The sequence below is a fragment of the Anaeromonas frigoriresistens genome (assembly GCF_016820655.1).
Classification (GTDB): Bacteria; Bacillota; Clostridia; order Tissierellales; family SIT17; genus Anaeromonas; species Anaeromonas frigoriresistens.
This window is the reverse complement of sequence record NZ_WSFT01000013.1, coordinates 114,834-130,032: the sequence shown is the minus strand read 5'-3', so window position 1 is coordinate 130,032 and position 15,199 is coordinate 114,834. Positions and strand designations below refer to the sequence as shown.

13 protein-coding genes and 1 other RNA gene are annotated in these 15,199 nt (G+C 28.4%); 11 read left to right on the top strand and 3 right to left on the bottom strand.

All coding sequences use genetic code 11. The features are described 5' to 3' along the window. The first annotated feature begins 77 nt into the window (after positions 1-77). From GOQ27_RS02110 to pepF, 5 genes are all read left to right on the top strand, one after another. Entirely contained in the window at positions 78-1,148 is a 1,071-nt protein-coding gene (locus tag GOQ27_RS02110) for a pyridoxal-phosphate-dependent aminotransferase family protein (protein ID WP_203365159.1), read from the top strand. Positions 1,149-1,160: 12 nt separating this feature from the next. Then, the gene (locus GOQ27_RS02105; RefSeq protein WP_203365158.1) at positions 1,161-2,072 is read left to right on the top strand and encodes a D-2-hydroxyacid dehydrogenase; all 912 of its coding nucleotides are present in this window, start codon (positions 1,161-1,163) and stop codon (positions 2,070-2,072) included. Positions 2,073-2,083: 11 nt separating this feature from the next. After that, positions 2,084-3,331, top strand: coding sequence for a DUF1015 domain-containing protein (locus tag GOQ27_RS02100; protein WP_203365157.1), 1,248 nt, complete (start codon positions 2,084-2,086; stop codon positions 3,329-3,331). 91 nt (positions 3,332-3,422) lie between these two features. Beyond that, complete coding sequence (locus GOQ27_RS02095) at positions 3,423-4,142, top strand: zinc dependent phospholipase C family protein (protein WP_203365156.1); 720 nt, start codon at positions 3,423-3,425, stop codon at positions 4,140-4,142. Between the two features lie 77 nt (positions 4,143-4,219). Further along, positions 4,220-6,019, top strand: a complete 1,800-nt coding sequence (gene pepF / locus GOQ27_RS02090; protein WP_203365155.1) for an oligoendopeptidase F — start codon at positions 4,220-4,222, stop codon at positions 6,017-6,019. A gap of 27 nt (positions 6,020-6,046) precedes the next feature. Here pepF and GOQ27_RS02085 read toward each other — a convergent pair whose 3' ends face one another. Then, entirely contained in the window at positions 6,047-6,865 is an 819-nt protein-coding gene (locus GOQ27_RS02085) for an NAD(+)/NADH kinase (RefSeq protein ID WP_203365154.1), read from the bottom strand. A gap of 98 nt (positions 6,866-6,963) precedes the next feature. Here GOQ27_RS02085 and GOQ27_RS02080 point away from each other — a divergent pair, with 98 nt between their 5' ends. Then, a complete protein-coding gene (locus GOQ27_RS02080) occupies positions 6,964-7,857 on the top strand; it encodes an RluA family pseudouridine synthase (RefSeq protein WP_207751247.1) in 894 nt (297 codons plus the stop codon). A 402-nt stretch (positions 7,858-8,259) separates the two neighbouring features. After that, the gene (locus GOQ27_RS02075) at positions 8,260-9,417 is read left to right on the top strand and encodes a DUF362 domain-containing protein (protein ID WP_203365153.1); all 1,158 of its coding nucleotides are present in this window, start codon (positions 8,260-8,262) and stop codon (positions 9,415-9,417) included. Between the two features lie 57 nt (positions 9,418-9,474). On the opposite strand, the gene GOQ27_RS02070 is transcribed toward GOQ27_RS02075, so the two are convergent. Next, entirely contained in the window at positions 9,475-10,140 is a 666-nt protein-coding gene (locus GOQ27_RS02070; RefSeq protein ID WP_203365152.1) for a hypothetical protein, read from the bottom strand. Positions 10,141-10,273: 133 nt separating this feature from the next. Here GOQ27_RS02070 and GOQ27_RS02065 point away from each other — a divergent pair, with 133 nt between their 5' ends. The 4 genes from GOQ27_RS02065 to ssrS all read left to right on the top strand — a co-directional run bounded on the left by GOQ27_RS02065 (position 10,274) and on the right by ssrS (position 13,604). Next, on the top strand, positions 10,274-10,987 hold the full coding sequence (locus GOQ27_RS02065) for a class I SAM-dependent methyltransferase (protein ID WP_203365151.1): 714 nt from the start codon (positions 10,274-10,276) through the stop codon (positions 10,985-10,987). A gap of 75 nt (positions 10,988-11,062) precedes the next feature. Further along, entirely contained in the window at positions 11,063-11,407 is a 345-nt protein-coding gene (locus GOQ27_RS02060; protein WP_203365150.1) for a hypothetical protein, read from the top strand. A 121-nt stretch (positions 11,408-11,528) separates the two neighbouring features. Beyond that, positions 11,529-13,277 (top strand): ATP-dependent metallopeptidase FtsH/Yme1/Tma family protein, encoded by a 1,749-nt coding sequence (locus GOQ27_RS02055; RefSeq protein WP_203365149.1) that lies wholly within the window; start codon positions 11,529-11,531, stop codon positions 13,275-13,277. 148 nt (positions 13,278-13,425) lie between these two features. After that, positions 13,426-13,604, top strand: a non-coding RNA gene (gene ssrS / locus GOQ27_RS02050) — 6S RNA. Between the two features lie 20 nt (positions 13,605-13,624). On the opposite strand, the gene GOQ27_RS02045 is transcribed toward ssrS, so the two are convergent. Continuing rightward, on the bottom strand, positions 13,625-15,181 hold the full coding sequence (locus GOQ27_RS02045) for a putative polysaccharide biosynthesis protein (protein WP_203365148.1): 1,557 nt from the start codon (positions 15,179-15,181) through the stop codon (positions 13,625-13,627). Positions 15,182-15,199 lie beyond the last annotated feature (18 nt).

The following is a 15,199-nucleotide window of genomic DNA, read 5'->3' as shown; positions in this document are numbered from 1 at the left end:
TGCAATAAAATAAGCTATTTAATTACATAATAAGTTAAAAGGTTTAAATATCTTTTAAATTTTAAGGAGGGTTAATTATGCATAAGAAATTATTTATACCAGGACCAGTTGATGTTAAGGAAGATGTATTACAAAAAATGGCAACAGCTATGATTGGTCATAGAACAAAGGATGCATCAAAATTACAAAGAGATATCAGTGAAAAGATGATGAAACTTTTCTATACTGAGAATCAAGTACTATTATCTACAAGTTCTGGTAGTGGATTAATGGAAGCAGCTGTAAGATCATGTACAAACAAGAGAGCTGCAGTTTTTGCTGTAGGTGCTTTTGGTAAGAGATGGTATGATATGGCAATAGCTAATAATGTACCAGCAGATTTATTTGAAGTTGAATGGGGAACACCAACATTACCAGAGCAAGTTGAAGAAGTATTAAAAACTGGTAAGTATGATGTGGTAACTGTTACTCATAATGAAACATCTACTGGAATCATGAATCCTGTAGGAGAAATAGGAGAAGTAGTTAAAAAGTATCCTGAAGTTATTTTCTGTGTAGATACTGTAAGTTCAGCAGCCGGTGCAAAAATAGAAGTTGATAAATGGGGTATAGATGTATGTATCACTTCAACTCAAAAAGCTTTAGCATTACCTCCTGGGTTAGCAATATGTACTATTTCACAAAAAGCATATGAAGCAGCTAAGAAAGTTGAGAATAGAGGTTACTATTTAGATTTAGTTAAATTATATGATTATATTCAAAAGAAGGATCATCAGTATCCATCTACTCCATCATTATCACATATGTTTGCACTAGATTATCAGTTAGATAAAATTCTTGCTGAAGGATTAGATAATAGATTTAAGAGACATGAAGAGATGGCAAACTATGTAAGAGAATGGGCTAATAAACATTTTGAGGTATTACCAGAGGAAAAGTATGCATCTAATACGTTAACAAACATCAAAAACACAAAAGATATTAGTGTTAAGGAATTAAACGAGAGATTAGCCATGAGAGGATATACAATATCTAATGGATACGGAAAATTAAAAGATAAGACATTTAGAATAGCTCATATGGGAGAAACAACATTACCAGAAATTAAAGAGTTACTAAGTAATATTGAAGATATATTAGGACTATAGGAGGTGTATAGTATGGCAAGAATTCTAGTTAGCGATGGAATGGATAAAGATTCAAAAAAGCAATTAATTGACTTAGGTCATGAAGTAGTAGATGAGCATTATGAATTAGATAAGTTAAAAGAGCAAATTAAAGAATTTGATGCTATAATAATTCGTTCAGCTACAAAAATAAGAAAAGAGCTAATTGATGCTGCACTAGAAACTAATAAGTTAAAATTAATCATAAGAGCTGGAGTTGGCCTAGATAATATTGATGTTAATTATGCAATGGAAAATGGAATAACAGTAAATAATACTCCAAATGCTAGTAGTGCCTCAGTAGCTGAGCTAGCAATAGGTCATATGTTTTCAATAGCAAGACACATTCATATCTCCAATGTAACAATGAGAGAAGGAAAGTGGAATAAAAAGCAATACAAAGGAATTGAATTAGCAGGTAAAACTCTTGGTCTTATTGGATTCGGGCGTATAGCAAAAGAAACAGCTAAAAAAGCTAATGCATTAGGAATGAATGTTATTTATAACACTAGATCCGGTGCTAAAGAAGGTTATGATGAGTTTAAATATGTAGAAATGGATAACTTATTAAGAGAATCTGATTTTATATCTCTTCATATACCATTTATTAAAGAAGTTGGAGCTGTTATATCCGATAAAGAATTCGAAATGATGAAGGATGGAGTATATTTAGTAAACTGTGCAAGAGGTGGAGTAGTAGATGAGAAAGCTTTATTAAAAGCTTTAGACTCTAACAAAGTTGCAGCATGTGCAGTAGATGTTTTTGAAGAAGAACCTACTAAAAATGAAGAATTATATACTCATGAAAAAGTATCATTAACACCACACATAGGTGCATCTACAAAGGAAGCTCAAAAAAGAATCGGAGAAGAAATACTAGAAATTATCAAGAAGAATTTTAACTAAGGAGGGATCTTATGGCTATATTTAAACCATTTAATGGGGTAAGACCAAAAATTGAATTAGTAGATAAAGTAGCATCATTACCTTACGATGTAATGAATAGAGAAGAAGCTAAAGAAATGGCAGAAGGAAATGAATATTCTTTTCTTCATGTTGTTAGATCTGAAATAGATATTGATGACTCAGTGAGTCAATACGATGAAAAAGTATACCAAAAGGCTAGAGAAAATCTTGATAATATGATTTCTGAAGGCATATTAGTTCAAGATGAACAATCTAAATTTTATATTTATAGACAAATAATGGATGGTAGAGTTCAAACGGGCCTTGTAGGTTGTACAGCTATAGATGAATATTTAAATAACACTATAAAGAAACATGAATTCACTAGACCTGCTAAAGAGCAAGATAGAATAAATAACTTTGATCATTGTGATGCAAATACTGCACCTATATTCTTGACTTACAGAAAAAATGATAAGGTTAATAATATAATAAATGATTGGATTAAATTCCATAAACCATTATATAATTTTACATCTGAAGATGGAATAACTCATATAGTTTGGGATATTAATGAAGAAGAAAAGGTTAATGAAATTTCTGGTCTTTTTAATAACACAGACTATTTATACATTGCAGATGGACATCACAGATCAGCATCTTCAGTAAAAGTTGGTTTAAAAAGAAGAGAAGAAAATCCAAACTATACTGGTGAAGAAGAGTTTAACTTCTTTATGTCAGTAATATTCCCAGATGAAGATTTATTTATTATGGATTATAATAGAGTAGTGGAAGATCTAAATGGTAATTCAGCAGATGAATTTATCAATAAGATTGAAGAAAAATTCCTTATAGAAGAATATAAGGGAGAAGGACAATATAGACCAGACAGTAAACATAAATTTGGTATGTATTTAGAAGATAAATGGTATGTATTAGAAGCTAAAGAAGGAACATTTGATAAGAATGATCCTGTAAATAGCTTAGATGCTGCTATTCTTCAAAATAACTTATTAAATCCAATTTTAGGCATTGATAATCCAAGAACTAATGAGAGGATAGATTTTATCGGTGGAATAAGAGGACTTGGAGAATTAGAGAGAAGGGTAAACAAAGATATGAAGATTGCATTCTCAATGTATCCAACTACAATAGAAGATTTAATGGGAGTTGCAGATGCAGGAGAAGTAATGCCTCCTAAATCTACATGGTTTGAGCCTAAGCTAAGAAGTGGATTATTTGTTCATAAATTATCTTAATATATATTGAAAAGAGAGAAATTATCTCTCTTTTCTTTTTTTTTATTTTTTTTGGGTATTATATAATTATAAAGAAAAAAAGGATGATATTATGAATAAATTTGAAAGATATTATGGTATGGCTTTTAAATCAATACTATGGGGACTAAATCCTTTCAAGAAAAAAATAATAAGAACGGAATGTAAAGTTCATAGATTTATTAATTATCAATCCTTGAAACTCCTAGCAAATCATGATTATATAAAAGAATTTGAATTATATAATCACTATTTAGAAGAGATGAATAGAGGAGTTGTATGGGCAGATCAAGACTTTAAAAGTACTGGACATTTTTATAGTCCCACTAAACGCAGAGGTATGTATGGACATTTAAATGCTAGGAGTTTAACCCGGAAATACTATGATAAAGCACTATTTCACTGGGAAAAAGGACATAAGAGTAGAAGTATATTCTTTTTAGGTGCAGCAGTCCATATAATACAAGATATGACTATACCTCAGCATGTTAATATTAGACTGCTAGATAACCATAGACAGTATGAGAACTTTGTTAAAACTACTTATGATATCGTGAAAGAATTTAGAACCCATAAAAAACCTATTCAATTTAAAAAATTAGATAGTTACATAATATTCAATGGAAAAACTGCTTTAAGAGCTTATAAAAAATATAAAAAAATTGATGATTCTAGGGAGCGATATTATAGACTTACTAAATGTTCTTTACCTTTAGCTCAAAGAACTACTGCAGGATGTATGCTTATGTTCCTAAGAGATATTGGCTTTTATAAGGAAAATCAAAAAAAATAATAATAAATGGAATCTATTAGTAAAATAATATATAATTATATTAAATATTTAGAATATTCTCTAAGGAAGGTGTACAAATGAGTGAAAACAAAGTAAAAAAACGAGAAGACATCTCTAAAGAATTCAAATGGGATATTGAATCAATGTATAATAATGAAGAAATATGGAAAAAAGATTTTGATAAGGTAAAAGATCTAAAAGAAAAAATTAAAGAATACAAAGGTAAGGTAGTAGAGAGTGGAAAAAATTTATTAAGCTTACTTAAATTGAAGGATGAAATATCTAGAACAATAGCAAATGTATATACCTTTGCTAAAATGAAACAAGATGAGGATACAAATAATTCTAAGTATCAAGAACTTACAGATAAAGCATCAACTTTAATGGTAAATGTTCAAGAGGCACTTTCCTTTATAGTTCCAGAAATTTTATCTATAGATAAAGAAAAAATTGATAATTATATAAAGGAAAATGAAGAGTTAAAACTATATGAGCATTATTTAAATCAAATATTTAGACAGAAAGATCATATCTTAAGTGATAAAGAAGAATCAATCATTGCTCAAATAGGAGATGTAGCCAGTGGACCAGAAAATATTTTCTCTATGCTGAATAATGCAGATTTAGAATTCCCGACCATTAAAGATGAGAATGGAGAAGATATAGAGATTACACATGGAAGATTTATACCTTTAATGGAAAATGAAAATAGAAGAGTTAGAAAAGATGCCTATGAAGGACTTTATAGCACTTACAGAGATTATAAAAATACCTTTTCTACTACTTTAAGTACTAATGTAAAAAAGAATATATTTTATTCTAAGGTTAGAAAGTACAATTCTTCTTTACAAGCTGCATTAGATGAAGATAATATACCAACTTCTGTATATGATAATTTAATAAAAGCTGTCCATAATAATTTAGATAAAATGCATAAATATATAAAGCTTAGAAAGAAAGCACTAAATTTAGAGGAATTACATTTTTATGATTTATACACTCCAATCGTAGAAGATATAAAGATGGACATTGAATATAATGAAGCCAGAGATATTGTTGTAAAAGGATTAGGTCCACTAAAAGAAGAGTATGTAAATGTAGTAAAGGATGGATTTAACTCTGGATGGGTTGATGTTTATGAAAATAAAGGAAAGAGAAGTGGAGCCTACTCCTGGGGAACCTATGATTCAAAACCTTATATTCTATTAAACTATCAAAACACATTAGATAATATGTTTACTATAGCTCATGAAATGGGTCATTCAATGCATAGTTATCTTTCAAAAAATAATCAACCTTATATTTATTCTGGGTATAGTATATTTGTTGCAGAAGTAGCATCCACAGTAAATGAAGCATTACTCATGAATTACATGTTAGAAAGTACTAAAGATGATAAGAAAAAATTATTTTTATTAAATCATTACTTAGAGCAGTTTAGAGGAACTATATATAGACAGACTATGTTTGCAGAATTTGAAAAATTAATACATGAAAGAGCAGAGAATGGGGAATCATTAACAGCTGAATCTTTTAGTAGTATATATAGAGACTTAAATAAAAAGTATTATGGTGATGACATTGTTATTGACGATAATATAGCAATGGAATGGGCAAGAATACCTCATTTTTACTATAATTTCTATGTATATCAGTATGCCACAGGATTTTCTGCTGCTATAGCCTTATCTCAAAAGATATTAAATGAGGGAGATGAATCAGTAGATAAGTATCTTACCTTCCTTAAAAGTGGTAGTTCAAATTATCCAATAGAAGTATTAAAATCTGCTGGAGTAGATATGACTACTGAAGAACCTGTTAATAATGCATTAAAAATCTTTGGTGAATTAGTAGATAAAATGGAAGATTTATTATAAAAAACTCCCCATATGGGGAGTTTTAATTTACAAGAACTTATCTCTTACATTGCTCCAAAAATTATGTTCTCCTAAATTCATAAGTTTTAGCTTCATATTAGAAATTTTTAGATTAATTTCAACAATATTTTCATAACTATGTTGTTCACCATCAACTACAATCAAAATAGAATTCTCATCTCTATATTCAGGAGATAACTTTATAGTCATATTTCTAGGTACAATAGCACTAGTAGTTAATGAACGATATACTTTTGAATTTATAGGCGCTAAAGGTGTTAATTGTAGTACTCCTAGAGTAGGATACACAATACTACCTCCAGCTGAAAAGTTATATGCAGTGCTGCCCATAGGAGTTGATATAATGACACCATCACCACTAAATCTTTCCAAATAGGTGTTGTTTATTGCAATATTTAAATGTATAGTTCTAGATTCAATACCTTTTACAACTATTTCATTAACCCCAATAAGATCTATGCAGCTTGTTCTAGTACATACTAAAGCTTCTACTAAGTATAATGATTCAATAGTGAAATCTTGATTATCTAATTTGTCTATAAATTCATCTAGATTTTCTGGTGAGATTTCTTGAAAGAATCCAAGGTGTCCCGTATTTACTCCAACAAAAGGTATCTCGGGAAATCCATAATTATGCACAGTCCGTAAGAATGCTCCATCTCCACCAACACAAATGTTTAATATAGCATCATAATCATATTTATCTGGAACATTATATCCTCTATTATGTAATTTTTCTTTTAATAATGAAGCAGTTTTATAGGATTCCTTATCATTATTATATATAAGATTTATCTTTTTATTTTTATATGTAAATTTCTCCATTTATTAACCCCCTAGAATAGTACTATTAAAATTTATACTAATAAACATATTATATTATATAATAATATTATACACAAAACTAAAGAAGGAATGATATTATGAGTATACCCAAAGAAAGTGAGAGTATTATAAATTTATTAGTAGAAGAAGAGAAAATTAAATTAAAGGACTTTTTAAAAGAAAAAGTAGAAATATCCTCTAGGTTATTTAAAAAATTAATTAAACAAAATAATATTTACATAAATGATAGTTTATTAGGTGATATATATTATGTCACCTCAGGAGATGTAGTTACTATTGTATTAGAAGATGAAAAGGCTGTATATGAGCCTCAGAAAATGGATTTGGATGTTATATATGAAGATCTAGATATATTAGTAATAAATAAAAAGCCTAGGATACTAGTTCATCCTACTAAAAATCACCCTAATAATACATTAACTAATGGTATTCAATATTATTTTCAATCAAAATCGATTAATAAAAAAGTTAGGCTTGTTAATCGACTAGATAGGGACACATCAGGAATCTTAGTTGTAGCTAAAAATTCTTATGGACATCAACAGATGGCTAAACAATTTACTGAAGGGATAGAAAAAAAGTATATAGCTGTGGTTAAAGGAATTTTAAGAAAAGATCACGGTATAATAGACTTACCTATAGGAAAAGAAAAGGATGGAGTTAAAAATATAGTTATTGATACAGGGAAAGAATCTATTACAGAGTATAAAGTTATAGAAAAATTAAAAAATTCTACTATTGTAGAACTAAAAATTATTACTGGTAGAACCCATCAAATAAGAGTACATTTATCTCATATAAACCATCCTATTATTGGAGATATTCTATATGGAGGGGATAGTGAATTAATAGATAGACAAGCGCTACATTCTTATTATTTAAAATTCAAAACCCCTAGAAAACATGAAGAAATAAAATTAGTAGCAGAATTACCTAAGGATATGAAGGAATTAATAAACAACTTAAAATAGTATAAAACGAGGGGAAATCCCCTCGTTTTAAATATATCAATAACAATTACAGAATAATACAACAAGTAGCAAGAAGAAGAATAAAAGTTCGCTATTGCTGTCATAATGAGCACCCATAATAGACCTCCTTTATATTTTATCAGTCTAATATTAGTAACTTAAAATGGATACTAGCAGTTATATCCACCATAACAGTTACTGAATAATACAACTAATAATAGGAAGAAAAATAATAATTCACTATTACATCCACCTATACCACCTAATATTCCACCTGACATAACACAACCTCCTTATATAATTCTTTATTCACTATATAGTATGTAACTTGATGTATAGGTGTGATATTATAAAAACAATAAGGTATTTATTTATTAAAATTAATACATAGGGGAGAAGTCTATGAGTACAGTATCACTAATTAGGTGTAATAATTATGATTATTTATTGGTAAAAAGCAAGCTAGAACAAAGTATAGATAATTTAGGAGGACTAGATAAGTTTATTTCTAAAGGAGAAACAGTTTTATTAAAAATAAATTTATTAATGAAGAAAAAACCTGAGGATGCAACTACTACCCACCCAATTTTCACAAAAGCTTTAGCTTCAATACTATTGGAATACGGGGCGAAGGTAATAATTGGGGATAGTCCAGCAGGACCTTTTAGTGTAAAAAGTCTTAAAGGTATATATAAGATATGCGGTATAGAAGATATTGTTAATGAGTTAGATCACCAAAATGTAATTTTAAATTATAATATAGCAGAAGAAAAAGTATATAACACTAATGGTGAAGTGTTAAAAAACTTAGTAGTTGCAGATATGGTTAATAAGGTAGATAAAGTTATATCAGTATCTAAACTTAAAACCCATGGTATGTGTACTTTTACTGGAGCTGTTAAAAATATGTTTGGCATTGTTCCTGGAGTTTTAAAAGCAGAATATCATTTTAAAATGCCAAATATTAACGATTTTGCAGATGCTTTAATTGATATATGTGAATATGCAAATCCAGTGCTATCTTTTATGGATGGTATAGTAGGTATGGAGGGAGCCGGTCCATCTGCTGGAACACCGAGAAATCTAGATGTGATTTTAGCATCGGATAGCCCTTATCACCTTGATTTAGTTGCTACTTCTATAATTAATCTGAAACCTAAGGAAGTCCCAACTATACAAAGAAGTATAGAAAGAAATATAATGTCAGGATTATTGGATGATATTAGTTTAGTAGGAGAACCTATAGAAAAATTTAAATTAAAGGACTTTTCAGTCCCTAAAACTAGAAGTGTACATTTTATCGATGATAATTGGCCTGAATTCTTAAGGAAATTTGCAGATAAAGCATTAAAACCAAAACCTGTTTTTAACCATAATATATGTATAGGGTGTGAAGATTGTAAAAATAGCTGTCCACCTAAAGTTATAGATATGGTTAATAGAAAACCTATAGTAAATTTAGAAGGATGTATAAGATGTTTTTGTTGTCAAGAATTATGTCCAGTTAAAGCTGTAGACATTAAAAGACCAATACTTATGAAAATATTAACAAAACTATAGATATTATATAAACAAAGACTCGAGGAAGGTATATACCCCGAGTCTTTGTTTATGTAATTATTCCTCATTATTTTCATTGACTTCTTTCTTCTCATCCTCATCTTCTCCGAATAAATTGATTAAATCCATCATTTTCATCATATCATTTATCTTACCCATACTTTCTTGATTTTGACCTAATAATGGACCCATAAGGCTTATTATATTTTCTAAGCCATTAGAATTGTTTTCGGGGTTATTTATATTAGTTAGAGTTTGCAATATACCTTTATACATATCTAGATTTGTTGCGACCCCAATAAAAGGGCTGATTTTTTGGTATTCATTTTTAGATAATTCTTCTTTTAATATGTAGGATACTCGATCAGTTTTTTCTTTTGGATTTAACTCATTTGCTACTACAATAGGAGATACTGTACTTGATCTTGAGAAAAATTCCATTACTATAAAAGCTTTACTTAGTCTATCATACATAGGAAGATATTTATTAATGATACTAATTAAATCTGCCGGAAGATAGGGTGCAACTTTTATGAGTATGTCCACTTTATCTAAGATTCTTGTTAAACTAATGCCATTCAATCCATGTATACTTAAGTTAAAAACATTTTTATTTTTAGATAAAATATTTTTAACTATTGGGATTAATAGAATTAATAATAGGGGATTATTAAAGGGAGATTTATCAATTTCATTTTGGCTAGATACGGAAATTTCATTCACGTTTTAACCTCCTTAACTAAAAACTCTGTATAGTATTTTATGTATTATAGGGTAAAAGTGTTACAAGAAACTTTTGATTCAAATCACATTAATATATTACAAAAGAGTTATAATAAATATAGGAGGTGATGATATGGGTTTTTATGATGTTTTAAGTGAAAATTATGATAAGATATTTCCTATGAAAAAAACAACATTAGAGTTTATCAAAGATAAAATAAAGGGAAGTAGTGTAGTAGATTTAGGATGTGGAACAGGCAATTATTCAATTGAATTATCAAAAGAAGGATTTAAAGTTATAGGCATTGATTTAGATGAAGAGATGATAAATAAAGCAAGAAAAAAATCCTACTTATTAGATAATAAACCTGAGTTTATTGTAGGTAATATGCTAGAAATAGATAAATTAATCGAAAATAAAGTAGATTTCATATTTTCTATAGGTAATTCTATAGTTCATTTAGAAAACGAAAAGGAGATATTAAAGTTATTTAAGGATTCCTATAACATATTAAATAAAAATGGTAGATTATTAATCCAAATAGTTAATTATGATAGAATTCTTAATAAAAATATTACATCTTTACCTACAATAAATGTCCCAGAAGAAAAATTATCCTTTATAAGAAAATATAAGTTGGAAAATAATAAAATTAAATTTAATACAACTATTCAAAAGGAGGATATACAAATTACTAATTCTATAGACTTACTACCAATAACTAAAGAAAAATTAGAAGATATGTTGGAAACAGTAGGATATAATAACATAGATTTTTATGGGAGTTTTAGTGGAGAGGATAGAAATGAAGATTCTTTTCATACAATAGTTGTAGCTAATAAATGATAGTACTCCTTCTTTGTAATATGACAAGCTAAGAGAACATATCTATTAAATAGATATTATAAAGGAGGAGTTAGTTTGGATCAAAAAAATAATGATGTATCCATTAATAGTAATAGTGAGGATAAGGATAGAAGAAAGAAAGATTTATCAAAAATAGTTGATAAATTTAAATCAACAGTTAACCCTAAAGATGAAGACATGGAAAAGTTGAAAAATTTAGCCGATAAGTACTCCGATAAATCTGAAGATGAATTATACTTAGAAATAATAAATCTAAATAGAAAATTATCTGAAGGAGAAAACAAAGAAGAATTTATAAAAAAGTTAAAAAAATTAGAGAGATTAAGACCAATGTTGAATTCAGATCAAAACAAAAAATTAGATAAACTAATGGAAATATTAAAATCTGATATTGAATAATGAGGGCGAGTATCGCCCTCATTATTTTACTTATATATGGTAATTTTCATTATAGGATAGACTGATTTGTAGATATATGTTAAAATTATTTATATTATGTAAACTAGAGAGGGTAGATAAAATGAAATTCTTATCTAAAAAGCCAATTATACTTTCGTTAATATTTATCATTATAGTGACAGGATTAAGCTATATATATTTATCTAAGGAAGATTTTACAGAAATCTCTTACACAGAATTTACTAAATTTGTGGAAAATAATAAAGTTGCAGAAGTTACTATTAGTACAAGTCCGGATATTACTGGTAAGCTTAAGAATGGTGAGAACTTTATTACCGATAATCCTCGAATAGAAAACCTAAAGGAGTCTTTACTATTAAAAGATATTGAAGTGATAGAAGGAGATAGTAAAGTTACTTTAAAGGATATTGTTAGTGGTATTTTTGTTTTGATTCTTGTTGGATCTTTAATGTATTTTCTTAATAAGAACTCTAAGCAAGCTCAAAAAGAAATGCTTAAAATGGCCAATATAGAGAATGATAATCATAAAACTAATCTGAAATTTCATGATGTTGCAGGGAATGAAGAAGCAAAAGAAAGCTTAAAAGAACTTGTAGGTTTCTTGAAAAATCCTGAAAAATTCGAAAGATATGGCGCTAGAATTCCGAGGGGTGTACTGCTTTATGGGCCTCCAGGAACAGGAAAAACTTTATTAGCTAAAGCTTTAGCTGGAGAAGCAAATGTAGCTTTTAAAGCAATATCTGGATCAGATTTTGTTCAAGTATATGCTGGTTTAGGGGCTAGTAGAGTAAGAAATCTTTTCAAGAATGCAAGAAAAGAAGGAAAATGTGTTATTTTTATTGATGAAATTGATGCATTGGGTAAAAAAAGAAGAGGAATTGGTACAAGCAGTGATGAGAGTGATAGAACATTGAATGCTCTATTAACGGAGATGTCTGGATTTGCTAAAAATGAAGGTATTATAGTAGTAGCTGCAACTAATAGAATAGATACATTAGATGATGCTTTATTAAGACCTGGAAGGTTTGATAGACAAATTGAAATTGGTCTTCCTGATGTAAATGCTAGAAAAAAAATATTAGAGTATCATAGTAAAAATAAACCTATAGATAAGAATGTAGATTTAGGGAGACTAGCCTATGAAACAGTATATTTTAGTGGAGCAAAATTAGAAAATTTATTGAATGAATCTGCTATGATAGCAGCAAAAAATAATAATATTACTATCACACTAGATCATATTGATAAGGCTTTTTACCAAGTTATAGCTGGAGAAGAGAAAAAAGATAGAAGTGCTATCTCTATTAAAGAGAAAAAAATAACAGCTTATCATGAATCAGGTCATGGATTAGTGACTAGATTAATAGCTCCAGAAAATAGAGTTACAAAAATAACTATTATTCCTACTACTAAAGGAGCAGGAGGATTTAGTATGAATATTCCACCTGATAAAATGTATCAAACTAAAGCAGATATGATTAATAATATAAAGATTGCTTTAGCAGGAAGAGTAGCTGAAGAAATTATATTTGGAAAGGATAAGATTACCACTGGCGCTTCCAATGATCTTCAAAGAGTTACTGATATGGTAATTTCAATGATTACTAGATTTGGAATGGATGATGATATAGGATTATTAAACTATGAGATGATAATGCCTGATAATAGAGGGATTAATTCTGAGGTGTTAAATAGAGCTAAGGCCATTGTATCTGAATTATATGATAATACAAAAGAATTGTTAAAAAAGAACATTGAACTATTAAATATAATAGCACTACACTTAATAGAAAATGAAAGCATTAATGAAGTAGAATTAAACAATCTAATAGAGGCTAGTTTAAACTAGTCTCTATATTAATAGCTTGTCAAGGCATAAAAAACTAAGAATGAGCAAACATGGTTTACATAAGTCGAGATAATCGGTGATAGTAAAGGATAAAGGATAAATTGGTAGTTTTAATATTTCATTTTTTATAGTATAATTAGATTAAGAAATATTCCTGAGGTGTTCGTTAAATCTCTTTAATTCAACCGACATAATTAATATGGGAGTTCGGAGTCTAGTAATGTATGGTAAGCCTCACACAGAGGACATCAGAACTTATTAGCAGGACACCCACCTGCGAGTGTAGCGGGTATGAATTAATGAGCATAACGGCATCATGGGTAAACCCTTAAGCTTAGCTTAAGGGTTTAGTTATGTATTTTTTTATTGTATTTAGGAAAGAGTTTTAATAGAGATGTAATAGGTAGAGCTTTCGTTAACAGTAATAATATCCAATATAGACATAAAGCAAGTAAATAAAGAAGAACATGAAAGGCTACATTATTATAATTATTTACAAAATAATCACCTAGTTTTATAACTTGAATCATGATTGTAGCAGACAGTAAAGGTTTTATAATATAATCCGATATTTTGAGTTTGAATTTTATGTGATGTCTTACTACTATAAAGTCTAATGTACATATAATTATTGATGAAGTTAAAAAACCAATAAAGAAACCATATATTCCATATTTTGGATTAGCAATCAAGAAATATGTAGCTAATAATTGAAAAGCCATACCAGTAATATAGTTTATTGTGGCAGGGATTTGTTTACCCAATCCGTGTAAAACTCCTGATAAAGTATGATGTAGCGATAAAAAAACGGTACTATATCCTAAAATACCTATATATTTGCCTACTAAAGGATCGTTATATATAAAGTTTCCTAATGGCACTGAATAAGCTATGTATATAGCGGTTATTGGAATAGCTAGAAGAAGAGTTATTCTAATACAAAGGGAAGTATCTTCTTCTATTTCTTTTATTTTATGATTATGAATCTGTTCTGATATATTAGGTATTATATTAATTACTAATGCAGAAGTCACTATAAAGGGCAAAAAGATTAAAGGCATGGTCATGCCTACTACTCTTCCAAAAATTTCAACTGCTTCACTATTAGTGTAACCTGCTATCATTAGCCTTTGAGGTATTAGTACTGCATTAGCTAGCTGTAATATAACATTAATAAGTCTAGATATGGTTATAGGTACTGCTATAAATAATAGATTTGATGTTATGTGAGAATAGGAAAGATTACTAATGGTCTTGATTTTTTTTCTTTTCAATTTAAATATACCATAATTAAATAATAACCATAAAAGTCCAAAAACTTCCCCCAGAGTAATTCCCAGAACAGCAATAAAAGCTCCCCATCTAGAGTCTACAGGATATGAAAAATATAAATATAATAAAACAAAAAGAATTCTTGATATTTGTTCTATTACTTGGGCTATACCCGAAATAGCCATTTTTTTTAATCCATAAAAATAACCCCTAATAACTGAAGAAATAGAAATAATACCTATAGCAGGAACTAAAAAATATAAAGAGTATAAAATATCATTATTCTTTAATATATTTTGACTTATATATTTTGCTGATAAAAATAATATTATACTTAAAAATAATGAAATTACTGTTGTAATATAAAGGGCAATTTTTAATATTCTAAAACTACCAGAGTAGTTTTTTTTAGCTTCCTCTTTAGCAACTAATTTAGTCACTGCAATTGGTATGCCTGCTGTAGTTATAGTAATAAATAGCATAAGTACAGGCATAACTAATTGGAATAATCCAATGCCACTAGGTCCTATTAATTTAGATAATATAATTTTATATCCAAATCCCATCATACGAACTAGAAAATTTACTGTAGCTAATATGATAGAACCATATATAAATTTCAATTTATTCAAGATATCACCTCTGTTTAA